At 68.2% G+C, this 24,244-nt stretch carries 19 protein-coding genes; 17 read left to right on the top strand and 2 right to left on the bottom strand.

Translation table 11 applies throughout. The annotated features are described in order from the left end of the window. The 11 genes from A5780_RS12970 to A5780_RS12920 all read left to right on the top strand — a co-directional run. Positions 1-4,745 (top strand): SDR family NAD(P)-dependent oxidoreductase (locus A5780_RS12970; protein WP_082976442.1); only part of this gene is annotated, 4,745 nt, incomplete at its 5' end. A 42-nt stretch (positions 4,746-4,787) separates the two neighbouring features. Beyond that, positions 4,788-6,194: a condensation domain-containing protein gene (locus A5780_RS12965; RefSeq protein WP_064908551.1), complete on the top strand. Its 1,407-nt coding sequence runs from the start codon at positions 4,788-4,790 to the stop codon at positions 6,192-6,194. Between the two features lie 33 nt (positions 6,195-6,227). Continuing rightward, positions 6,228-6,911 carry a hypothetical protein gene (locus tag A5780_RS12960; RefSeq protein ID WP_064908550.1) on the top strand — a complete coding sequence of 228 codons (684 nt, stop codon included), beginning with the start codon at positions 6,228-6,230 and terminating at the stop codon, positions 6,909-6,911. After that, positions 6,908-8,344 (top strand): MFS transporter, encoded by a 1,437-nt coding sequence (locus tag A5780_RS12955; RefSeq protein WP_082976441.1) that lies wholly within the window; start codon positions 6,908-6,910, stop codon positions 8,342-8,344. Before A5780_RS12960 ends, A5780_RS12955 begins: the two co-directional genes overlap by 4 nt. Before the next feature lie 140 nt (positions 8,345-8,484). Beyond that, positions 8,485-9,387: an ADP-ribosylglycohydrolase family protein gene (locus A5780_RS12950; protein WP_231982928.1), complete on the top strand. Its 903-nt coding sequence runs from the start codon at positions 8,485-8,487 to the stop codon at positions 9,385-9,387. A 537-nt stretch (positions 9,388-9,924) separates the two neighbouring features. Further along, positions 9,925-11,532, top strand: a complete 1,608-nt coding sequence (locus tag A5780_RS12945; RefSeq protein ID WP_064908548.1) for a lipase family protein — start codon at positions 9,925-9,927, stop codon at positions 11,530-11,532. Positions 11,533-11,629: 97 nt separating this feature from the next. Continuing rightward, on the top strand, positions 11,630-12,817 hold the full coding sequence (locus A5780_RS12940; RefSeq protein WP_063012801.1) for an NAD(P)/FAD-dependent oxidoreductase: 1,188 nt from the start codon (positions 11,630-11,632) through the stop codon (positions 12,815-12,817). 108 nt (positions 12,818-12,925) lie between these two features. Continuing rightward, complete coding sequence (locus tag A5780_RS12935) at positions 12,926-13,750, top strand: DUF1684 domain-containing protein (protein WP_064908547.1); 825 nt, start codon at positions 12,926-12,928, stop codon at positions 13,748-13,750. Next, complete coding sequence (locus A5780_RS12930) at positions 13,747-14,769, top strand: LLM class flavin-dependent oxidoreductase (protein WP_064908546.1); 1,023 nt, start codon at positions 13,747-13,749, stop codon at positions 14,767-14,769. Before A5780_RS12935 ends, A5780_RS12930 begins: the two co-directional genes overlap by 4 nt. A gap of 66 nt (positions 14,770-14,835) precedes the next feature. Further along, positions 14,836-15,429, top strand: a complete 594-nt coding sequence (locus A5780_RS12925; RefSeq protein ID WP_063012796.1) for a DUF4291 domain-containing protein — start codon at positions 14,836-14,838, stop codon at positions 15,427-15,429. Between the two features lie 288 nt (positions 15,430-15,717). Continuing rightward, a complete protein-coding gene (locus A5780_RS12920; protein ID WP_063012794.1) occupies positions 15,718-16,071 on the top strand; it encodes a hypothetical protein in 354 nt (117 codons plus the stop codon). Here the strand turns inward: A5780_RS12920 and A5780_RS39965 are convergent. Continuing rightward, positions 16,058-16,234: a hypothetical protein gene (locus A5780_RS39965; protein WP_156769481.1), complete on the bottom strand. Its 177-nt coding sequence runs from the start codon at positions 16,232-16,234 to the stop codon at positions 16,058-16,060. The two genes, A5780_RS12920 and A5780_RS39965, sit on opposite strands and share 14 nt — an antisense overlap. 234 nt (positions 16,235-16,468) lie before the next feature. Here A5780_RS39965 and A5780_RS12915 point away from each other — a divergent pair, with 234 nt between their 5' ends. From A5780_RS12915 to A5780_RS12900, 4 genes are all read left to right on the top strand, one after another. After that, entirely contained in the window at positions 16,469-16,984 is a 516-nt protein-coding gene (locus tag A5780_RS12915; RefSeq protein WP_064901405.1) for a GtrA family protein, read from the top strand. A 92-nt stretch (positions 16,985-17,076) separates the two neighbouring features. Further along, a complete protein-coding gene (locus A5780_RS12910) occupies positions 17,077-18,450 on the top strand; it encodes a hypothetical protein (protein WP_369829523.1) in 1,374 nt (457 codons plus the stop codon). Between the two features lie 50 nt (positions 18,451-18,500). Beyond that, positions 18,501-19,739, top strand: a complete 1,239-nt coding sequence (locus A5780_RS12905; RefSeq protein ID WP_063012789.1) for a MoxR family ATPase — start codon at positions 18,501-18,503, stop codon at positions 19,737-19,739. Then, positions 19,736-20,965, top strand: coding sequence for a VWA-like domain-containing protein (locus A5780_RS12900; protein ID WP_064908545.1), 1,230 nt, complete (start codon positions 19,736-19,738; stop codon positions 20,963-20,965). Before A5780_RS12905 ends, A5780_RS12900 begins: the two co-directional genes overlap by 4 nt. 56 nt (positions 20,966-21,021) lie before the next feature. Here A5780_RS12900 and mug read toward each other — a convergent pair whose 3' ends face one another. Beyond that, the gene (gene mug, locus A5780_RS12895; RefSeq protein ID WP_064901401.1) at positions 21,022-21,585 is read right to left on the bottom strand and encodes a G/U mismatch-specific DNA glycosylase; all 564 of its coding nucleotides are present in this window, start codon (positions 21,583-21,585) and stop codon (positions 21,022-21,024) included. 293 nt (positions 21,586-21,878) lie between these two features. Between mug and A5780_RS12890 the strand changes: the two genes are divergently transcribed. Both A5780_RS12890 and A5780_RS12885 read left to right on the top strand, forming a co-directional pair. Beyond that, the gene (locus A5780_RS12890) at positions 21,879-23,225 is read left to right on the top strand and encodes a family 1 glycosylhydrolase (protein ID WP_064908544.1); all 1,347 of its coding nucleotides are present in this window, start codon (positions 21,879-21,881) and stop codon (positions 23,223-23,225) included. A gap of 111 nt (positions 23,226-23,336) precedes the next feature. Further along, on the top strand, positions 23,337-24,176 hold the full coding sequence (locus tag A5780_RS12885; protein ID WP_064901317.1) for an SAM-dependent methyltransferase: 840 nt from the start codon (positions 23,337-23,339) through the stop codon (positions 24,174-24,176). The last annotated feature ends 68 nt before the right edge of the window (positions 24,177-24,244 follow it).

Raw genomic sequence — 24,244 nt, 5'->3', positions numbered from 1 at the left:
TTGCCGACGGGTCGATCATCGACGAACTGCGCAAGCCGGAGAACGAATCCCGCGTCACCCGAACCGACGTCGCGCAGCCGGCCAACTTCCTCGTCCAGGTCGGGCTCGTGCGCGAGCTGGAGCAGTACGGCATCACCCCGGCCGCCATCGTGGGACACAGCGTCGGCGAGGTGTCGGCGGCGTATGTGAGCGGCATGCTGTCGCTGCGCGACGCCGTGCGGGTGGCCTACCATCGCGCCCGGCTGCAGGCGACCACCGCCGGCACCGGCGGCATGCTCGCGGTGGGATTGCCGAAGGACAAGGCCCTCGAACTGATCGGCGACGATCCGGGCATCGATATCGCGGCGGTGAACAGTCCCAGCGCCGTCACCCTCTCCGGCGACGCCGACCGGCTGGATCTGCTGGCCGAAAAGCTCACCGAGGACGGCGTTTTCGCCCGCCGCCTGCGGGTGGAGGTGCCGTATCACAGCCGCCTGATGGAGCCGATCGAGGCCGAATTGCGGTCGGTGCTGGCCGATCTGGAGCCCCGGACGCCGACCGTGCCGCTGTATTCGACGGTGACGGGCATGCGGGTCGCCGAGGCCGACTGGGACGCGTCCTACTGGTGGTCGAACGTGCGGCAACCGGTCCGGTTCTTCGATGCCGTCGGCGCCCTGATCGGCGCGGGTCATCGGATCTTCCTCGAGGTCGGCCCGCATCCGGTGCTGTCGGGCAATATTCGCGAAGCCCTGCTCGGCGCCGATGTGCAGGGGACCACGGTGCCGACGCTGGACCGCGAACAAGCGGATGCCGACAGCCTGCGCCGCACGCTGATCGGCCTGCACGCCGCCGGTGTCCTCGACCGCGATCTGCTGTTCCCGCCCGATCGCCCGGCCACTCCGCATCTGCCGCTGCCTCGTTATCCCTGGCAGCGCACCCGCCTGCACTCGGCGCTGCCGCTGTTCGAACAGGCCCGCCTCGGCACCCCCGGCTCCTACGCGATGCTCGGCGATCCCGATGTCGAAGGCCGTCCGGAATGGCTGCTGCAGGTCGGCACCGAATTGCTGCCGTGGCTGTCGGATCACGTGGTCAACGGCATCAAGATCATGCCCGGGGCCGCGTATCTGGACGCGGCACTGAGCGCCACCACGTCGCGAATCGGCTCGGAACAGGTTGCGCTGGAGGGAGTTCGGTTCGTCGCACCGCTGATCATGGGTGCCCCGGACGTACCGCTGGTGGCACTGAGTATCGAGGAGGCCAGCGGCCGGTTCCTGATCCGCTCGCGCAGTGCCACCGGTACCGCGTGGACCGTGCACGCCTCCGGGCGCACCCTCACCGGCAGCCACGAGCAGACCACGGTCGATGTTCCGGAGATCGAGGTCGGCATCGACGTCGACCCGGCGATGTTCTACACGGGCCTGGCCGCGGCCGGACTGCAATACGGGCCGTCGTTCCGGCGGGTCACCTCGGTGCGGGTCGGCCGCGATGTGGTGGTGGCGACCGTCGACGGCTCGATCGCCGCGGATTCCGGCCATCTGGCGCATCCGGCGGTCGTGGACGCCGCCATGCAGTGCGCGGCCATGCTGTTCGCCGACGAACGCATCGACGAGGGCGTGATGGTTCCGGTCGGCGTGGGTGCGGTGCGCTTGCTGGCGGCGTTGCCCGAGACGGTGACCGTGGTGGCCCGGCGCGATCCGAAGGCGCGGCTGCGTGCCGATGTGGATCTGCTCGACGCCGACCACAAATTGGTGGTCCGGCTGTCCGGCCTGCAGATCGGCGCGCTGCGGCCCGGCGACGATCCACTGCACCGGATGGCCGACTTCTACTACACCGAGACCTTCGAGGAACGCGATCCGATCGACCCGTCCGCACTGGCCGAGGCCGGTTCGGTGACTACCCTGGTGGTCCGCCTCGGCGAGACGGCACGGGCCGACCGATTGGTGGCCGCGCTTCCGGATTCCCGCCTGCACGTGGTGGATTCGACCGGGCCGGAACTGGAGTCCGAGCTCGTCGAGCAGCTGCGCGCCGCCCGCGGCGAGCCGACTCGGCGGTTGCACATCTGCGTGGTCGCGGGTGCGGTCGCCGACGACGTGGCGCACTTGTGGACGCTCAAGCGCATCGCGGTGGCTGTCGCCGAATTCGTCGAACCGCCGAGCGAGAACGGCACTCCGCAAACGATTTTCGGCGATGGTCTCGTGCACTGCACCCTGGTCACCGAATCCGCGTTCGCCCTGCCCGGCAGTTCCGCCGTGCCCGACACCGGGCAGGCCGCATTGGCCGGCGCGCGGCGCGTCCTGCTCAACGAGCAGACCGCACTGCGCTGGCGGCTCGTCGACACCGAACCCGCGACACCGATCGCCGATCTCGTGGCGGAACTGGCGGTGCCCGGCGCCTTCTCCCTCGACAACAGCGACGAGGTGCTGTTGCGCGACGGCAAACGCTGGGCGACGGTGATCACCAAACCGCTGCCCGAACGGCTGGAAGTCCTGGACACCTCGGCGCCGCTGACGGATCCGGAGGCCAACTTCGAACTCGACATGCCGCGCACCCGGCTGCTGTCGGCACTCGCCTGGCGGGAATGCCCGCGCGTGGAACCGGGCCCGGGCGAGATCGAGATCCGGATGCAGGTCATCGGATTGAACTACAAGGATCCGCTGAAGGTCATCGGGTTGCTCGGCGAACGTGAGCTGGCTCCAACGTATTTCGGCACCGTGCCCGGTATGGAGGGGGTCGGCACCGTGGTGCGGGTCGGGCCCGGCGTCGAGGACGTCGAGGAGGGGGATCTGGTCGGTGTGGCCGCCAAGGGCATGATGCGCCGCTTCGCGGTCGTGGACCGGCAGCTCGCGGTCGTCCTGCCCGAGGGCACCGATCCGGGGCACTGCACCAGCATCATCGCCTTCGGCACCGCCGAATACGCCCTGCTGGATCTGGCCCGGCTGGAACCGGGAGAGACGGTGCTGGTGCACGGTGCGGCCGGCGGCGTCGGCACCGCCGCGATCCAGGTCGCCAAGGCCCGCGGCGCCACCATCATCGGCACCGCCAGCACCCCGGAGCGGCGTGCCCACGTGCTCGCGATGGGGGCGGACTACGCGGTGAATTCGCGGTCGCTGAACTTCGTCGACGAGGTCGCCGCGATCACGGGAGGAGCGGGCGCCGATGTGATCGTCAGCAGCGCGCCCGGTGAGATTCTGCGCCAGAACTTCAACGCCGCAGCGGAATTCGGCCGCATCGTCGAGGTCGGCAAGGCGGACATCTACACCGGTGGCCTGCTGGAACTGGCCAATTTCGACAAGAACCTGTCGTACTTCTCGATGGACCTCGACCGCCTGGTCAAGGTGAAGCCGCAACGGCTCGCGGCTCTGCTGCAACGGGTGTTCGAGAAGGTCACCGAGGGCACCTACCGCCCCCTGCCGTACCACCTGTTCGACACCGCCGAGGTGAGCAAGGCGTTCGAGGAGACGCTGCGCTCGTCGCGGCCGGCCCGGATCGCGCTGCGCATGGACGCGCCGGAACCGCCGGTGCGCCCGTACCTGCCGGATGTCGAGATCAGCGACAGCGCAGCGTATTTGGTTACCGGCGGATTCGGTGGGTTCGGTCTGGCGATCGGCCGCTGGCTGACCTTGCGTGGTGCGCGGCGGCTGGTGCTGGCCGGGCGGCGCGGCGCGACCACCGAGGAGGCGCGCCGGCAGCTCGAGGCGTGGCGCGCGATCGGGATCGAGATCGTCGAGGAGCTGCTCGATGTGACCGACGCCGAGGCGGTGGCCGACGCGATCGCACGCATCCACAGCGCCGGCCATCCGCTACGCGGGGTGTTCCACGCCGCGGGTGCGGTCGCGGACAACAATCTGGCCAAGATGGAAATCGGCCAGCTCGAACAGGTCTATCTGCCGAAGGTGCTGGGCGCGCAGATCGTGCACCGGGCGGTCGCCGACGCGGGCATCGACCTCGACATGTTCGTGCTGTGCTCGTCGGGCGGGTCGATGTACGGCATCTACGGCCAATACAGTTACTGCGCGGCCAATGTCGCGGTCGAATCGCTGGCGCTGCGCTGGTCGCAGGCGGGGGAGCGGGCGTTGTGCGTCGGCTGGGGCCACCTGTCCGGCGCCGGGGGCATGGCGGCGAACGAGACCTCCGAGAAATATCTGGACCTGGTCGGCTTCGGCCCCATCGATATGGGCGACGCCACCGCCTATCTGGAACAGTGCCTGCGCCTGGGAGCCTCGCGCGTGGCCGTCATCCCGACCGACTGGGCCAAGCTCACCGGTACCTTCCCGCAACTGGCTCGCACCGGTCGCACCGCCGCACTCGCGCGGGCCTCGGCGAAGGACACCTCCGAGCTGGCCCGGTTGCGTGAGGAGCTGGCCGCGATGGAGGAGTCCAAGCGCGGCCCGCACATCGCCCGGCTGATGGCAGGCGAACTGGCCGTCGTCATGGGCGTGGACGTCGACACCATCGATATGACGATTCCGGTGCCGGAGCTGGGTCTGGATTCGCTGATGGCGGTCGAACTCGGCGCACGCGTGACCAAGACGCTCGGCATCGACCTGATGTCGTTGCAGATGGGCCGCTCGTTCAGCCTGGAGCAGGCCGGACCGAAGGTGGCCGAGCTGATCCTGGCGCACGAACCCGGTGGGGCTCAACCGGATCCGGCTGCCCTGGCCGCGGCGGTGGACGGGACCGTCCCGGGCGGATCACAGCCCGCGGCCGAGTCGAGCGGCCCCGACGCGCCGGCCGGTGCGGTCGCGGAGATGGCGGGAGTCGGCTGATGGGCCGCCGTTTCGATGCCCACCGGTGGAAATGAGGTAGTCGTGGTCGACTTCGGACTCATCGACGAATGGTCACCGCCGCCGGGGCGGATGGTCACCTGGGTCGCGTCACCGGAAGCGGTGGCGCGGGCCCGGACCGCCCCGGTGCATCCGGCGCCGCCGTCGCTGCAACAGGAACAGTATCTGCGCCAGGCGAATCGGCACGCCGCCGCCGACTTCCGCTTCTCCGGACTGTGCCTGGCCACCGCGCAGATCCCGACCGGTGGCCTGGACCGGGAGGCGATGACGCGGATCATCAACACCTTCCTGTTGCGGCACGACACCTTCCGGACCTGGTTCGACATCGACGCCGACGGCACCGTGCGGCGGCATCTGGTGCCCGAGGACGTGGTCGACTTCATTCCGATCGACTACGGGTGGATCGACGATCCGGCCGCGATCCGTCAGCACGTCGAGAAGACGACTCCCGATCCGTTCCAATGGGATTGCTTCACCTTCGGAGCCATCGAACACGGCGACGCGACCACGGTCTACCTCGCCGTCGACCACCTGCACACCGACGGTCTCGGCCAGTATCTGTCCGCCTCCGATTTCGCGCAGCTGTATCTGGCCGAACTCGGCGGCGAGGCGGAGCCGCTGCCCCCGGCGGCGAGTTATCTGAACTACTGCGTCACCGAGCGGGCCTACAGCGAGACCCTGACGCTGTCCTCACCCGGTGTGCGGAAGTGGTTACAGTTGTTGCACGGCAACGACAATCGGCTACCGTCCTTTCCGCTGGACCTCGGCAAGCGCTCCGACGGCTACAACCGCAGCGCGCATCGCACGGTGCCCCTGCTGGACGAACAGCAGGCGCTGGCCTTCGAGGAGGTCTGCCGGGCCAATGACGCGGAATTCGTGGGCGGGGTCTTCGCGGCGGCGGCCCTGGCCGAACGCGATCTCACCGATTCCGACTACTACTTCGGGATGACTCCGGTGAGCACGAGAACCTCGGCGGCGGAGGGCAATTCGGTCGGCTGGTATGTGACGCTGGTGCCGGTGGCCTTTCCGGTCGGCCCCGGCACCCGCGTCACCCGCACGCTGAAATTGGCCCAGCGCGCCTACGAGAACGGGCTGCGACTGGCGCCCACCTCGTTCCACCGGGTGCTCGAACTGCTGCCCGCCGACTCGGAGATCAAGGCCGAACCCGGCTGGGTCACACCGATGATCTCGTTCATCGACGCCCGCGACTTCCTGGGCCACGAATTCTTCGACGAGGTCACCGCCGGCGTCTACGCCAACCGTGCCGCGTCGGAAGAGGCGCTGATCTGGGTCAATCGGCTGCCGTCCGGGACCACGCTGAGCGTCATCTATCCCGACACCGCGGTCGCCCACGACTCGGTGGAGCGCTATATCGCGGCGATGGGCTCGGTTTTCGCGTCGATCATCGACCGCGACGCGGAAACGAACTGAACTACAGGAGGTTTCGTGGTTTCAGGAGGTACGGTGCCCACCCTCTTTCGCGACCCCGGCATACCCGACGGCGAGAAATGCCGGTACACCGTCGAAACCGGCGGGCGCAGTGTGGGTTTCGAGCTGACCAGCGTCGTCACCCACGAGAACGGCGGTTACCGGACGCTGCTCGAGGCATCGAGCGGCGACGGCGAGCTGGAACTGACCGTCGACCAGCGCTTCGGCCGGCTCGACGGATTTCTGCGCGCCGAGGACTACCGCGCCGAAACCCGCTCTCGTGGCGCGGTCGTCTCTCGCGAGGAGGCGCATTTCGTCGACACCGTCCACCTCCCGATAGGCGGCGCACCCACGCCGTTTCCCCCCGACATCATGCCGATCGTCGGCGGCCTGACCCTGTTGCGCGGGCTCGACCTCACCGAGGGCTCGGTGCAGTCGATCGATACGTGGCTGGCCTTCTCGGTGCACTGGCCTTTGGTCGCGCGCGTGGACAAGCGCACGGACTCGGTGGTCGGCACGGGCGAGATCGAATGCCGCCAGGTGCGTCTGCGGCCCAGCTTCGGGCAGGTGAACATGTTGCTGGACAAGATGATCGGCGGGCTCCTGCCGCCGTTCGTCGCACAGATCGAGATAGCGCCACCACATCGTGTGGTGCGCTTGAGTTTTCCGACCGAACTGGCGTTGTCCGCCCCGCGCAGCGTGATCGAGCTGGCCGGATGAGGGGCAACACCGTCGGTGAACCGGAAAGCGTTGTCCTGCTTCCCGGCTCGTCACCGTCCGAATCGGCGGCGTGGCTGGCCTTCGCCGGTTGTCTGATCGCGGTGTTCATGCAAATGATCGACGTGACGATCGTGAACACCGCCTTGCCTCGGTTGACCTCCGATCTGGGGGCCTCCCGCTCGGCGGAATTGCTGGTCATTTCGGGCTATTCGCTGGCCTTCGCCTGTACGTTGCTCAGTGCCGCCCGACTCGGGGCCGTGGTCGGCCGCCGCGCGATGTTCCTCACCTCGGTGGTGGCGTTCACCGCTGCCTCGGTGTGGTGCGGATTGTCCACCGGCGCCACCGAATTGGTCGTAGCCCGCGTAGTGCAAGGCGCCGCGGGCGCGGGCATGGCGGCGCAGACCATCGCCATCCTCATCGCCAGTTTCCCGCGCGAACGCCACTCCCTGGTCTTCGCCATGTACGGCGGGGTGGCCGGTTTCGCCGGCATGCTCGGCCCGATCCTCGGCGGCGCGCTACTCACCGTCGACATCGGCGGCTGGGGCTGGCGCACGGTCTTCCTGATCAACCTTCCCATCGGCATTGTCGCGTTCGGCCTGGCCTGGCGCTATCTGCGGATCGGCCGGCCGGCGTCACCCGAGCGCCTCGACCTCGGCGGCGCGGCATTGTCGGGCGCCGGACTTCTGCTGCTCGTCTATGCCCTCGCCCTGGTCCAACAGCACGGCTGGCAATCCCGGCCGATCGCCCTCGCCCTGGCCGGAGTCGTGGTGTGCGCCCTGTTCGTGGCCCACCAGATCAGGCGTTCGTCCCGTGGAGCCGACCCGTTGATGCGGTTGGAACTCTTCTCCGACAGAGGCTTTCGCATCGGCTCGATCCTGATCTGCGTCTTCTTCGGCCTGTTCACCGCCTTCGTCTTCGCCGCCTCCATCACCATGCAGGACGTCCTCGGCTACACGCCGTGGCACACGGCGATCGTCATGACGCTGTTCGCTCTGGGAGCGGGCGCGGGAGCGATCGCGTCTCTGTTCCTGGTCCGGCAGTGGGGAATCCTGATCCTGGCCGGCGGCGTCACCCTCTACGGAGGCTGCATGGCCGGCGGCGCGATCTACCTCCACCTGACCAGTGGCGTCGCCAACCCTCTCATCGCCACCCCCGCCGTGTGCGCAGCCGGTTTCGGAGTAGGGATCTTCGCGGTCCAAATCCAGCCGATCATGCTGTCCGGCCTCAACGCCGACCACATGTCCGAGACATCGGGAGTCGTCCCGACCATCGAACAGATCGGCAACGCACTGGGTTTGGCAGTACTGACCACCCTGTTCTTCCGCTCCCACACCCTCGACGGCGCGATCACCATGATGCTGGCCTTGGCCGTGGTGTCGTTCGGTTTGGGAGCGCTGACGTTGGCTCTGCCGCGAGCACAGCACCTGAACTGAGGTTCCCGGCGTGCGCGCCGGTTGCCATTCGTTACCCGGCGGCACACCGGACGTGCGCTCTCCCGAGTCTTGCGGCAGCTGCCTTTTGTTGGCACGCTTGTTCGCGCATGCCGAACTCCGATACCGCATATGACAGCCTTGTGGGCTTATCCGTTGGTGATGCGCTGGGTGCGCAGTTCTTCGTTCCCGGGCGCTCCGTGTCCGATCTTCACGCCGGGCGACCGCCGGCGCCTCCGTGGCAGTGGACCGACGACACCGAGATGGCCTGTTCGGTGTACACGGAGGTCCTCGACCGCGGCCGTATCGACCGCGATGCGCTCGCGGCCGTGTTCGCCGAACGATGTGAGCCCTACCGTGGTTACGGGCCGGGCACAGTCGTTGTGCTGCACGAGATTCGCGACGGCAGGCCGTGGGCCGACGCGGCAGGTGCGGTTTTCGGCGGGAACGGGTCGTGGGGCAACGGTGCGGCGATGCGGGTCGCCCCGCTCGGGGCCTATTTCGCCGGAGATCCGGAGCGGGCGGCGGCGCAGGCAGCGTTTTCCGCCGAGATCACCCACCGTCATCCGGAAGCGATCGTCGGCGCGATGGCGGTCGCCGTCGCGGCCGGCCACGCCGCAGCGGTTCGTGGAAAAGACTGTGCGCCCGGCGAATTGCTGGATGCGGTGGAGCCGTACCTGGTCGACGGGCGCACCGCGGCCGGTGTCCGTCGCGCGCGGACATTGATCGGCAGATCCGTGGCCGAAGCGGCCTACGAACTCGGCAACGGCGCCCGGGTCAGCGCGCACGATACGGTCCCGTTCACCCTGTGGGCGGCCGCAAGCTTCCTCGGCGACTATCCGGCTGCGGTCACCGCCTGCGTCGAAGCGGGTGGGGACGTGGACACCACGGCCGCGATCGTCGGCGGGATCGTGGCCGCGTACACGGGAGTCGGCTGCCGAGGTTCGATACGCGGGATACCCGAGCAGTGGCTGTCGGCGCGCGAGGCACTGCCCGCATGGGCGACAGAGCGACGCCGCCCGAGAGAACATTCGTTGTCCGGGTAACGCCAGTACCGCGACGGCGCTCGCCGGTCATGGGAGGGCGAACAAATCGTGCAAAGTGCGTCGCGTTATGTGAAAATCGTGCAATTTCGTCGAGGTTTGCACGATCCGTTCGACCTCAATGCAGAGCGACCGGTTGTTGCGTGCAATGGCGTTCGAAGGGACACGTGCCGGGCATTTTCGCGTCAGATCCACCGATTCTCGCTGGTCCGGGGGTATCTTTCGAAGGTCGGTGCGGCCTCGGCCGCCGCCGACGCGCGCCCTTGCGTACCGGATAGCCGGGACTGCTCCACTTCTGCACGACCTTCGGTTCGAGTACCACTCCGACAGGACGGGTGTGTTGTCGTGAAATGTCTACGGGGCATTGCGGTTACGCTGGCGATGGGTTGTGCACTGACGTTGGGGCAAGCTGCCGCGGCCGCCGACCCGTCGTCGCCGACCGCCGCCCCGACCACTGCCGTCCCGACAACTCCGCCGGCATCCGACCACGGAGAGTCGTCCGACCCCGAGCAGGCTGTTCCTCCGGCGTCCGGTCCGGATGTGCCGTCGGCTTCCGACGGTGTCGCGCCGTCGGAGTCCGGTCCCGCGGCGCCGTCGACCACCGACCAGCCTGCGCCGCCAGCCTCGGGTCCGGCTGCACCGCCGGCCTCCACTTCTCCAGCGCCGGCGGCCGGTGAGCCGGACGCTGCGTTCTCGGAGCCGAATCCCGCAGTCACACATAAGGATCCGGGGCCGTCGGCGTTCCAGAAATGGCTCGACGACACCATTCCCGCGCCGTCGTCGGTGCTGCCCGGGATCGGGTCCGCTGCTTCAGATTCCGGCGGGGCGTCGGACCCGCAGGCGCTGTGGAATGCGATTCAATCCAGTCCGACCGGTGATCCGTTCTTCGACCAGGCCCCGGCGAATCTCGCCCAGTACGCACCGGGTGACGTCATCGAATCGCGGGACGTCAGCTGGCCGGGGGTGCCGATGGTCTTCCTGACGGTGCTCACGCCGGTTCAGCGGGCGATACAGCTGAAATTCCGGACCACGAACTCCTCGGGCGCGCCGTCCTTCGGGACCGCGACGCTGCTGTTGCCGTTCGGCCGGTGGACCGGGCCGGGAAGCCGGCCGGTGCTGCTGAACGCCCCGCCGATCAACGCGCTCAACCGGCGCTGCACTCCCGGCTACGTGTTCTCCCACGGATTCGACATCACGACCGGCGGCACCGGCAACGATTTCGTCCCCTCACCGACGATGTGGGCCGCGAGCCGGAACTACGCGGTGGTGATCCCGGATCACGAGGGACCGTTGATGGCGTATGCCGAGCCGACCGTGGCCGGCCACATCATGCTCGACACCGTGCGTGCGGTACGGCGTCTGATGCCGGACGAGTTCGGCGAGAGCCGGTTCGCGATGACCGGCTATTCCGGTGGTGCCATCGCCAGCTACGCCGCCGCGATGCTTTCGCGCGAATACGCCCCGGAACTGGCCCCCAACCTGGCCGGTGCCGCGATGGGCGGTCTGCCCGTCGATTACGAATCCTTCGCGAAGACCTTCGACGGCACCTACGCCTCGGGACTGATGATGACCGTGACACTCGCGCTGGCCCGAGAGCATCCCGAAATCCTCAGCCGCATGAATCATCTCGCGCAGTGGGCGGCCATTTCCCCGCTCAAGGACGTGTGCAGTTCGACCATGGCCGACATCGGCGTCTTCGTACCCTTTGCGGCCGTGGCCAATATGGCCGACCCGCTCCACACCGAATTCGCCGACATGATGTTCCGGCGGTTGAGTCTGAAAGGTAAGAAGGCCGGCATGCCGATCTATGTCTACAACGGCGTGCACGATCCCTGGATGCCGGTCGCGAAGGCCGAGGCGTTCTATGCCGAACAGTGTGCTCTGGGAGTGCCGGCCACGAAGAGCATCGTGGGCGGGGAACACATCCTCGGCTACTTCGACGGCTTTCTCGGATCGACGCAGTGGCTGGGTGAGCGGTTGTCGGGTGTCCCGGCGCCGAACGCCTGCGAAGTGGCGCCGCGCGCGGATGGCGCAGCACCGCAGGGCGCCTCGAACAGTGCGCCCAGCGACGTCCCCCGGGCCGAGAAACCCTCCGCAGCGCCTGTACGGCGAAAGCCGAGTGGAGCCGATCCACGTCGGCACCGCTGACATCCGGCCGTAGCTTGTGATCCACGTCACTCGTTGTCACAGCCGTGAGGGATGCGGCGTCTTATGCCCGAACCCCTCAGCACACGGAGGAAAGACGATGAACAACAACGAAGTCGTGGTGATCGGCGGCGGATACGCCGGCGTGATGGCAGCCAACCGTCTGACGCAGCGAGACGACGTGCGGGTGACCGTGATCAACCCCCGCCGAGTGTTCGTCCCGAGGCTGCGGTTGCACCAGTTGGTGGGCGCGACTCACGAGGCGGTCGTCGATTACCAGGACGTCCTCGCCGAGAAGGTGCGGCTGGTCGTCGACAGCGTGACGCGGATCGACCCAACCGAGCGCACCGTGCACTCGGTCGAGGGCGGCAGCATCCGGTACGACTATCTGATCTACGCCGTGGGGAGTGGAACCCCCGCGCCGCAGGTGCCGGGCGCGGCCGAATTCGCCTATCCCGTAGCGACTCTGGAGGCGGCGCAACGGCTGCGATCGGTGCTGTTCGATACGCCCTCATCGGCCCCGGTGACGGTGATCGGGGGCGGGCCGACCGGGATCGAGACCGCCGCCGAGCTGGCCGAGCAGGGCCGCACGGTCACCTTGGTCTGCGGCAGCGTTCTCGGACCGTATCTGCACCCGAAGGCGCGGCGCACCGCCCACAAGTACCTCGCGAAGCTCGGAGTGAAGGTCGTCGAAGGTCCCGATGCGACCGTCACCGCGATCCGGCGGGACGTGGTGAAACTCGGCGACGGCCGGTCCCTGGTCAGTGCCGTGACCATCTGGGCTGCCGGCTTCGGCGTACCGGATCTGGCCGCTCGCAGCGGATTGAGCGTCGATGCCGCCGGACGGCTGCTCACCGACGAGACACTGACCAGCGTCGACGATGAACGCATCGTCGCGGCGGGTGATTCGTCGGCACCCTCGGATCTGCCGTTCCGCATGAGCGCCTACACGGCGTACTGCCTGGGAGCACACGCCGCCGATACGGTGCTGCACCGCATGGCGGGTGAACAGCCCGCACCCGTCGACCTCGCCTTCCCCGCGATGTGCCTCAGCTTCGGCCGGGACGCCGGGATCTACCAGCTCGGTCACAAGAACGAGACCGCCATGCGGCTGTACTTCGGCGGATTCGCCGGCAAGAAACTCAAGGAATTCGCGTGTGAGGCAGGAATCAAGCACCTGGCGACCGAGGCGCGCAAACCCGGCTCGCATCACTGGTTCTCCGACGGCAAGCACCGGCCGGCCCAGCTGGAGGCCCGCCGCGAGGGCAGGGTCGTGCCGGTTGCCTAGGTGACCGGCCGTGCTTCATCCCCCTGCTCGCCATCGGCCGAGACTCGAATTGCGTTCGGGCTGAGCGCAAGTCTGTGCCCGGGCTGCGGCATCCGCTTACATCGAGACATGGCAACTCAGGCACCCTCGCCCGCCGATGCGGACACGTTCACCACCGAGTGGCAAGAATGGCATCGGCGGCAGGAGGCGCACCTGTCCGATCGGCACGGGTTCCTCGCCATCACGAGCCTGCACTGGCTCACCGAGACGCCGCAGCGCTTCGACGATGCGCCCGGCGCCTGGTCGACCGGGGCCGACGGCGTGGTGGTCGTCCTCGACGAGGGGGAAGAGCTGGTCGTCGACGACGCGCGGGTGCGTGGCCGCTACGGGTTCGGCATCGTTCCCGAGCGGGGTGGCGTGAACGCGGTGTGGGGTGACGCGGTGATCGAGGTCGCCAAACGTGGCGGCCGCGATATCGTGCGGCCACGACACCCGAACAACCCGCTGCGCACCGCTTTTCGCGGCACCCCCGCCTTCGCGCCGGAGCCGAAATGGGTGGTGCGCGGACGCTATGTGGCCTTCGATGAGCCGCGTCCGACGACGGTCGGTGCCGCCGTGGAAGGACTCGAGCACGTCTACGACACGCCGGGACGGATCGAATTCGAGATCGACGGTAAGCCGTTGCGCCTGACCGCTTTTCCCGGCAAGAACCCCGGCGACCTGTCGGTGCTGTTCACCGACGCGACCTCCGGAGTGACCACCTACGCGGCGAATCGGGTGGTACAGGTGCCGGCGCCCGATTCCGACGCAACGGTGGTGCTCGACTTCAACCGCGCGGTGAATCTGCCGTGCGCGTACACCGATCTGGCGACCTGCCCGCTGCCGCCGGCGGAGAACCGGCTGCCGATCGCGATCGAGGCGGGGGAGAAGATCCCCTACGAGCGTCAGGGATGAGTTCTCCGCGGATCGGTTCGCTGGCGTTTCTGACCCCGGGAAATTATCTCGACGACGATCCGTACACCGGCCTCGAGGACACGCTGCAGCTGTTCGAATACGGCGAGCGGCTCGGGTTCGACGGCGCGTGGGTCCGGCAGCGGCATCTCGAGCACGGTGTCGGTTCGGCGGCGGTCTTCCTGGCCGCGGCCGCCCAGCGCACGAATCGGGTCGAGTTGGGCGCGGCGGTGATTCCGATCGGTTACGAGAGCCCGTTCCGGCTGGCCGAGGACCTGTCGCTGGCCGATGTGTTGTCCCAGGGCCGCTTGCAGCCGGGGTTCAGCGCGGGGATGCCGCCGCATGCCGAGCTGATCGGCGATCTGGTCTTCGATGGTGACTGGCGCGGCTTCGACCTGTCCTACGGCCGGGTGGCCCGGCTCATCGAGAATCTGCGCGGCCACTACCTCGGTGATGCCGACACCGTCATCCACTCGCCGGGTAACACCCAGCGCCCTCGGCTGCAGCCGCACAGCCCCGGCCTGGCCGACCGAGTCTGGTACGGCGGCGGCAGCACCCGGTCGGTGCGCTGGGCGGCGGAGAGCGGACTGAATCTGCTGAGCGGAAATATCGTATTCGGTGATCGCAGTGACGATTTCACGACCGCGCAGCTGGGACTGATCAGCGATTATCGCGAGCGGATCGATCCGGCGCGACCTGCGCGCGTCGCGATCGGCCGGGTGATCGTCCCGTTCGACAGCGCCGACCGCGCGACCCGGGAGCGGTACCGCGCCTACGCCGCGAGCCGGCACCAGCGCACGCTCGGCCCGCAGGGCGAGCGGCGGGTGTTGTTCGCCCCGGATGTCGTCGGCACCGCCGAGCAGATCCTCGAACAGCTGCATGCCGATCCGGTTCTCGCGCAAACCAGCGAACTACGCCTCGAGCTGCCCTACGAGTTCCATCGCGCGGACTACGAGCAGATCCTGCACGACACGGTGGAGTTGATCGCTCCGCAGCTGGGATGGAAACCCGCGTTCGCCTAGCTGAATGATTCGACGGGGTCGGAAATTCGCTCGCCGACCGAGTCGTTCGGCGTCACGCTCTACAACATGGAAGAACCACAACACGGGATCCGCGCGCTCCATACGGCATCCACCGTCACGGTCTACCAGGCATACTCCCCGGACATCGGCAGGCCCGCCATCCGCGACGGCGCCTTCCCCGCGGCATGGAACCGGGACCGGATGACGTGGATCAAGCCGTCGTTCCTGTGGATGATGTACCGCTGCGGATGGGGCACGAAGCCGGATCAAGAGACCATCCTTGCCGTGGAGATCTCACGCAGCGGTTTCGAATGGGCACTGCGCCATGCGTGCCTGTCGAGCTACAAGCCCGGGCTGCATTCCGACCGCAGCACCTGGCAACGCCGGCTCAAGCGCGCGCCCGCCCGCGTCCAGTGGGATCCCGAGCGGGATCTGCATCTGCGACCCCTTCCGTACCGCTCGCTGCAACTCGGGCTCTGCGGTGAAGCCGTACGGCGCTACGCGGACGAGTGGACAGTCGCCATCAGCGACATGACTCCACTGGCCCACGAGATTCACGAGCTGGTCAGAGACGGCGACCTCGACTCTGCTGCCCGACTACTGCCCCATGAGGACCCGTACCCGGCCGCGGACGAACTGCTGGCACACCTTCGTTCGTGACCGCGGACTCGCATCCGCAGGTGGTCCCACGCCTCGAGCGTCGGTGGACACGACTCTGTGGAGCGAGTTTGAAGCTGTGCTTCCGGGTATCCACACCACGGCTCGATACTGGTGTCGGCGGGTACGTGCGGGCCTGTCATCGCGTCCGCCGCCGGCCCGCGAGAGGTCCGACACCGGCGTTCCAACGATTCGGTATCACCGTTCGTACGACAAGCCAGGAGGACGAGATCGATGATGACCGGCCGGAACTACCGAAGCTCAGCTCTTTTCGTCAGCGCTCTGGCAGCGATGGGGTGGGCCGCTGTCTCGACGGCCGCTCCGGCGCTCGCCGCCAATACGATCGACATCAAAGGTGTGGGACCTGCGAACGTGGGGGTCGACTACACCTGTGATGCCAACTCCGGCGCATCCGCCGTCAAGGTCATGGTGGGTGATCCCAACGCCGACGCACCGTCCGCGATGGGTACGCAACCGCAGGTCACGTGCGACGGGCAAGCGCAGAGCACCGTCGTCGTGCTGACCGGGCCCGACGGGTCGCCCGCGCAATTGCAGCAGGGCCAGACGGTGCAGGTCCGGGTGGCGTTGGTGGATCCGCAGGACACCGTGGTCTCCGGAAAGGCGAATGTCTTCAAGCTGGGGTAGGGCCCGCTCCTGCGCGCCGGCGCCGGTGTGTGGCCGCGGCCCGAGCGATCCAGCCGGCCACGATCCCGAGGTAGACACCGGTGAGCCCCCAGTGCAGCACGGCGGCCGATATCCACACGGCGGGCAGGGTGACGCAGACGACCGAGAACACGGACGCGGACATCACCGCTTTCGTGTTCCCGCCGCGCGTAGCTGAGCCCCGCCAGTTCGGCTACCTGGCCGAGTCGCGCAACTCGCGCGTGCCGCCCCATGGAGAGACTCTAATAGGTTCTCGCGCAGAGCTTTGCGGTGGTACAGGTGAATCAGCCCGCGCCGGGCTACCCGAGTGGAATCCGGTGTAAGCATCGTGTCAGCGCGGCGTCAGTCCGGTGACAGCGGCGTGGAAGACAGTCTTCTCATGAACAGCGGAGCAGTTGCCACCTGCGGAGCGCGGAATGCCGTGTGGGACACGACCCTCGCCGGGCGTTTCGATGGGCCCCTCGGTGGCCGACTTCCGCAGTGGCTCGATCGCGGCCGGCGATATCTGCGAGGTGATCACGCCGTCGCCCAGTTGATCCGCTTCGCCCTGGTCGGTGGCGCCGCCAATATCGCCTACGCCGTGCTGTTCCTGCTCATGAGCGGGGTCGGCCCGCTGGTCGCGAATATCGCGGGCTCGCTGGTCAGTACGGCGATCGCGAACGAAATGCACCGCCGGCTCACCTTCCGGGCGACCGGACGCGTCGGCTGGTTCACCGCGCAGTGGGAAGGCGGCGGCCTCGCGCTGGTCGGCGTGATTATCAGCACCGCAGCGCTCGCCGGCCTCCGGTTCTGGGCCCCCGGCCTCGCCGGCCTCGCCCAGGCGAGCGCCGTCCTCGCCGTCACCGGTGCGGTCGGCGGTATGCGGTTCCTGGCACTGCGTGGCTTCGTGTTCTGAAAGGCGGTATCATCGGCCGTGATGATGACTCATTTCGAAACAGGATTGGGGGTCTCGTTCGCGCCAGGTGAGTGCTGATGCACCCTGTGACCGTGAACGGGAACGATTCCCGAATTCCCTTGTGGCTGCGGATACGCGAGTTCGCCGTGCCGCCCTCCATGATCGAGACCGCGACCACCCGGCGCCGTGCCGGGGACTGGGCCGGAGCGTGTGCCGCGGCGGGGGTCGATGTCGATGTCGATCCGCGCGCACTGGCACATACCCACGGCAGCGAACTCGCCGCCCGAGTACTGGGCGATCTGCGGCATCTGGCGCCGGATCTACTGCGCTGGCATATGCCGAGGGTCGCTTCCGACGGCGTGTTACGGCCGGGCCTCACGACGACTCTGGCTCGATACGACACCGGACAGCGCAGAAAGCGATGTCGTAGAGCCAGTTTCGTGCATCTCGTCGTCCGCACGCCGCCGGCCTGGGCGGACTCCGGACAACGTATGAGCCTGGCGCTGTGGGACGAATCCTGTCCGGACCGCGGGATCGGCTCGCATCCGCATCCCCGACCCAACCGCTGTTTCCGATTCGACCTGCACCGTCACCTCTGGGACGCGCGCCGCACCGACGAACTCGGAACACGGTGCGGCGCAGGGGAAACAGCCGAGGTAAGCCGCACGGAGAGTGCGGTCGCGAAGCACGCCCCGCCCGGGAGTGCTGTCGACCTATGGGCGGCCGAGGCGGAGTTACTGCTGTGCGCCGACGGATATCGGCGCGGACCGGTGCTGGTGCGATTCGGCGCACGACATCGGGTGATCCTCGAGTACGAAGGGGATCCTCCCGCGCTGCGGGTCGCGCCGGGATACGCGCAGGGCGCGGTACCCACGCTTCCGATCCTGCCGTACGCGGCGACCTGGGTGCTTCCCGATCTGGCATTGCTGCGCGCCGGTGCGATCACGGCCGATCGCCTGCATCCGCTGGTCGCTTCGGCAATCGTGCCTGAGTTCTGCTCGGCCGCAACGTCGTTCGAGGCAGAACGGCACGATCATCCGCATCTGGTGCAGTGCCGGGGAGAGCAGCACCGCATAGCACTGGTGGACGGCGAGCTGACCGCGCTCGATCACAGCCCCGCCGAGATCCGCCGCGAAGAACTGCTCGTCGCACTGTCCGGGACACCGCTGCCCTGCCTGCAAGCGATCGATCTGGCGCACCGCCGGCCGGATTGCCTTGCCGGTGTCCGGGATCGGTTGCGTCACGGAGATATCGCCGGAGCGTTGGCCGTCGTCGAAAACCTGCTCGGAACCGCGGCGCTGTTGCGTCCGGGAGCGTTGCGAGACGAACTGGAGGCGGCCGCACAGCGGGAAAGCACGTACCGGCAATTCCGCACCGGGCTGTCCGATTCCTCTGAGGCCTTCCCGCCGGCGAAACGACGCACGCCCTCCCACCGCACACATCCCCGCCATGCGACGTCGCGCTGACCGCGCACCGCGCATGTGCCCGATTCTTCTGAAACCGAGGGTGATTCACGATGACCACACCTGTTCCGACCACGGCACGAGCCGCCGCCGCCCGGCTCGACGCCGCCGGAGAACTGCTGACTCTGCTGAACGAGGCGACCACCGAGCCGCGCTCCGATATCCAACTGGAGGCCCTGACCGTGGCCGTGGCCGCCGACCTTCCGGTGCTCCTGTGGGGCGAACCCGGAATCGGGAAGACCGCGGCCCTGACCCAACTCTCCGAAACCTTGGACCTTCCGCTGACCACCGTGATCGCGAGTGTGCACGAACCGTCCGATTTTTCGGGCCTGCCCGTCGTCGGAGAGGATCCCGCGGCACACGGTGTGCCGCTGGCTCCGCCGGATTGGGCGGTACGGCTCGTGCGCGCCGGTCGGGGTTTGCTGTTCCTGGACGAACTGTCGACCGCACCGCCCGCGGTGCAGGCGGCGCTGTTGCGGCTCGTCCTGGAACGCCGGATCGGTGCGTTGCGGCTGCCGGCCGGTGTCCGCGTCGTCGCTGCCGCCAACCCGCGCTCGTCGGCCGCGGACGGCTGGGAATTGAGCCCGCCGCTGGCCAACCGATTCGTCCACCTCACCTGGACTCACGACCCCGATGTCGTGGTGCGCGGCTTGGGCGGAGTCTGGCCCCGCGCGGATCTGCCCACGCTGGACCCCGAAAAGTTCCCGGAGGCAGTGGCTTTCGCTCGACGCGCGGTGTGCGGGCTGCTCGCTGCCCGGCCCGCGTTGGTGCATCGCATGCCCAGCGGTGAAGCACGACGGGGCGGCGCCTGGCCGTCGCCGCGCAGCTGGGATATGACCCTGCGACTGATCGCCTTCGCGACCGCGGCCGGCGTCGGTCGGGATGTGGTGTCCATGCTGGTCCGGGGCACCGTCGGTGACGGCCCCGGATTCGAACTGCTGACCAGCATCGACCGGATGGAACTTCCCGACCCGGAGCAGTTACTCGCCTGTCCGGACACCGCTGACCTGCCGGAACGCGGTGATCTGCGCCAAGCCGTGCTCGACGCCGTGGTGGCGGCGGTCCGCCGGCAGCCGGAGAAGTCGCGCTGGGACGCGGCCTGGGCGCTGTTGGCGAAGGCCGTCGAGACCGGAGCGCCGGATCTGGTGGTCGTTCCCGCAACCACCCTTGCCACACTGCGCCGCGAGCAGTGGGAGGTCCCGGCATCGATCGAGCACCTCGCCGGAACGGTGTCGGTGTCCCGACAGGCGGACCGCGCCGCGGAACGCGTTGCCGCGCAGGCGAGACGATGACCGCGGGGGCCACGACGGTGGATTTCGAGAAGCTCGGCGCCGCCCGCCTGCTGGCCGCGCGGGCTCGCCCCTATCTGGCCACCGCCCTGTACGCGTTGCACCTCGTCGAGTCGCCCGCGGTGCCGACGATGGGTGTGGACCGGTACTGGCGGTGCTACGTATCGCCGGTGTTCGTCGGCCGCACGGCCGTGGAGGAGCTGGCTTCGATTCTGGTACACGAGGTTTCGCATCTGCTGCGCGACCATCACGGGCGCAGTGACCGATTCGCTCGTGAGCACAATCTGACCGGTCCGGCGGAACGGCTGCGAATGAATATCGCAGCGGACGCCGAGATCAACGACGATGCCTTCGGTGACGGGTTGATCGAGCCGGAAGGCGCTGTCGTACCGGCAAGTCTGGGACTGCGCAGCGGTGAACTCATGGAGGACTATCTGCGTCAATTCCGCTTGGGACCACACACCCAGGACATGGCGTGGCTGGATTGCGGCAGCGGTGCCGACGGACTGGACCGCGCATGGGAGTACGGGCCGGACGGTGCGAACGGCCTCAGCGATCAGGAACGCGAGGCGGTCCGGTTCCGCGTGGCCCAGGGTATCGACGGTCATCCGGGTAACGCGCCCCGGGGGTGGCGGCGCTGGGCGGAGGAGGCGTTGCATCCACCGCAGCCGTGGCGGGACCTGCTGCGCGGCGCCATCCGCTCCGCGGTCTCCGCGTCCGGTGCCGGCGACGACTACACCTATGGCCGGCCGGCTCGGCGATCAACCGCAGTGCCCGGCGTGGTGCTACCGAGCCTGCGGCACACCCCGCCGCGGGTCAGCGTGGTGATCGACACCTCGGGGTCGGTGAGCGACGCGGAACTGGGCAGCGCCCTGGTGGAAACGCTGGCGATCTTCCGTGCCGTGGGCGGTCGCCGCGATCTCGTCCGGGTCCTGTCCTGCGACGCCGCGGCTCGGATCGCGCAACCCCTGTGCCGAGCGGACGGCATCGAGCTGGTCGGTGGCGGCGGCACGGATCTGCGCGCGGGTTTCGCCGAAGCGCTACGCGCGCAGGTCCGTCCGGACGTGATCGTTGTCCTGACCGACGGTCATACACCGTGGCCCGCGGCCCGGCCCGCGTGCCGGACGGTCGTGGGCTTGCTGGGACGACAGCGGTCGTGGAACGAGGCCGATCCGGATTACGTTCCGGCGCGGCCGCCCGACTGGGCACGGGTCGTTCGAATCGGGTGACAGCGGCATCGGCCGGTGTCGCCGTGGTCAACCGCGGTGGCAGCGACATACCGACGTCAGCCGGTTTCCGTCGCCTCCCGCAGTGTGCGGAATTCGGCTGCCAGGGCGTCCAGGGTGTAGTGGGCGTTGAGGCCGCTCGGGTTGGGTAGCACCCAGATCGCGGTGGTGCCGAGGGTTTCGGGTTGGCGTCCGACGGTGGTTCGCGGCCGGCCGAATGCGGTGCGGTAGGCGCCCAGGCCGAGGACGGCCAGGACGCGTGGGCGGTAGTGCCGGACTCGCTCGGCAAGCGCGCGACCGCCCTCGCGCAGCTCCTCCGCTGTGAGTTCGTCGGCCTTCGCCGTCGTTCGTGCGGCGACATTGGTGATGCCCAGCCCCAGTGCGAGCAGTTCTTCCTGCTCGTCGGGGCGGAACAGGCGTGGTGTGAAGCCGGAGCGGAACAGCGCGGGCCAGAAGCGGTTTCCGGGGCGAGCGAAATGGTGGCCGGTCGCGCCCGACCACAGTCCCGGATTGATACCGCAGAACAGCACCCGCAGGCCGGGTGCCACCAGATCGGGAATGGTCCGGTCCTTCGCGGCGGCGAGGTCCGCCGGCGTGGGGCGGTACGCGGCGGAATGTGCCATCCGCCCAGTCTGCCGGAACGGGTGCGGCACCCGGACACGGTGGTCGCGGGCTCGCTCCACCGGCATGGCCGCCGCCGCGCTCCGGGAGATCGACACGTGGGTCGCGGACCGACTGCGGGAGAAAACGATCTGACCAGGCCGGAGCTGGGCGGCTGACCGTCCTCCGATGCGGTGCGGCCGCGAGCCGTCGCGATGCTCGCGGGTCGCTGGTGCGCCGGCGGAACCCATTGTGACGGTGACGTAGTGGTGACCGATCACCAGCGCGGACGGACTGTATTCGTTACCCTGGCTTGATGCGATCCCGGTTTCTGCGCAATGTCTCGGCCGTGTTCGTCGCTGTTGCGTCGGTGTTGCTGAGCGGCACTCCGGCCCTCGCCGGCCCACCGATGCGGGCGGCGGCGCTGTCGTCGCTCGACCCCGGTTTCCTGTGGGGCGTGTCGAGTTCCGGTTTCCAGTCCGAAGGACATGCGCCGGACAGCAACTGGACTCGCTATATCGCTCGCAATCCCGGCTACGAACCACTGCAGGATTCGGTCGACTTCGTCGATCGCTACGACTCCGACATCCGCCTGGCCGCCGATATGGGCATGCGCGTGTTCCGGGTCGGGATCGAATGGGCGCGGTTGCAGCCCACGCCCGGGAAGTGGGACGACAACGCGTTTCGCTTCTACGATTCGGTCGTCGACAGCATCGTGCGCGCCGGGATGCGGCCGATGATCACCCTCGACCACTGGGTGTATCCGGGCTGGGAGGCGGACCGGGGCGGCTGGCGCAATCCGGGCATGGTGGGGGACTGGCTGGCCAACATGCGCGCCGTCGTCGATCGCTACTCCTCGCGGAACCCGTTGTGGGTCACCGTGAACGAACCGGTCGCCTACATTCAGAACGAGGTGCGCGAGGGCGGCGCCGATGCCAACACGATGCTGACCGGGGTCGTCGACGTGCACAACGCCAGCTACGACTACATCCATCAGAAGCAGCCCGGAGCTCAGGTCACCGCCAACGTCGGATATGTCGCGGGTGCGGAGGATCAGGTCAACGGCGAGTTGGTCGACCGGATCGGCGCCCGGCTCGACTACGTGGGCGTCGACTACTACTTCGGATTCGACCCGGCGCAGTCGCTGTACAGCGCGATCGGACGGGCCACCGGTTCCGCGATGCCGCCCCTGCCCGGCCCGCGCATCTGGGAGATGCCGCTGCGCACCGAGGGCATCTACTATGCGCTGCAACACTATTCGCGCCGCTTCCCGGGCAAGCCGCTGTATATCGTCGAGAACGGCATGCCCACCGAGAACGGCCTGCCCCGCGGCGACGGCTACACCCGCAGCGACCACCTCCGCGACACCGTCTACTGGCTGCAGCGCGCCAAGGCCGACGGTATGAACGTGATGGGCTACAACTACTGGAGCCTCACCGACAACTACGAATGGGGCAGCTACACACCCCGTTTCGGCCTCTACACCGTCGACGTCCGCACCGATCCGTCGCTCACTCGCCGTCCGACCGACGCCGTCGGCACCTACGCGCAGATCGTCGCCGCGGGCGGCGTCCCCGCCGACTACCGCCCCACCCGAGCCCCGGCCCTCTGCATCTTCGTCGACCCCCCGGCCAGCTGCCTCAGCCCGGTCGCGGGGCCGTAGCCATTCCGGAAGTCATCCGGGCCGCTCCACTGATGTCATCGATGCCGTGGTGTGACGGTGGCACGCAGTGGTTAACTCCTCTGCGACAACACAAGTGGAGAGGAGCGGGCCGTGGCCGACGACGGCGGTGTGGTGGATCTCGGACAGGATCGGGCGCACAGTGCCCGCATATACGACTACTACCTCGGCGGACGTGACAACTACGAAGCCGACCGGGTAGCGGCGGCAGCGATCGAGCAGGCCATCCCGTCGGTGCGGGCGGTCGCGCGGGGTAACAGGGCATTCATGGCGCGCGCGGTCCGGCACCTGAGTGCCGACCTCGGCGTTCGCCAGTTTCTCGACATCGGCACCGGAATCCCGACCGAGCCGAACCTGCACCAGGTCGCGCAGGAGGCCGCACCCGATGCGCGCGTGGTGTACGTCGACAACGACCCGATCGTGCTGGCCCACGCGCGGGCACTGCTGACCGGGACTCCGGAGGGGGTCACCCGATACGTCGAGGCGGATGTGCACGATCCGGGAAGGATTCTGTCCGCACCCGAGGTGGAGGCGACACTGGACTTTTCGAAGCCGGTGGCGCTGAGTCTGATAGCGCTGTGTCACTTCGTGCCGGGAGACGAGGTGTACGACATCATCGACACCCTGCTGGCACCGCTGGCCCCTGGATCGTTTCTGGTGATGACACACCTGAGCCCCGATTTCGCCCCGGACATGGTCGAGGGGACGGTCGCGGCCTATCGGCAGAGCGGGATCGAGATGGAAGCTCGGTCCTACGACGGGGTCGCGCGCTTCTTTCGCGACATGGATGTGATCGAGCCCGGCATCGTGGCGATCGACGACTGGCACGCCGGCGGGGTGGCTCCCGCACTGCCCGACGATGTGAGCACGCTCGACACCGGTGCGACCGCGCCTCCGGCCGCCGGATATGCCGCGGTCGGCCGCAAGCGGTAAAGATTTTTTCCGATGATGTCGATTCCAGGGGTGTCCCGTTCGAGGGGTAGGTGAGGGGCTGAGAGGCA

The organism is Nocardia sp. 852002-20019_SCH5090214, assembly GCF_001665865.1.
GTDB lineage: Bacteria > Actinomycetota > Actinomycetes > Mycobacteriales > Mycobacteriaceae > Nocardia > Nocardia nova.
The sequence above is the reverse complement of the archived record's forward strand: the minus strand, read 5'-3'. Positions and strand labels throughout refer to the sequence as shown.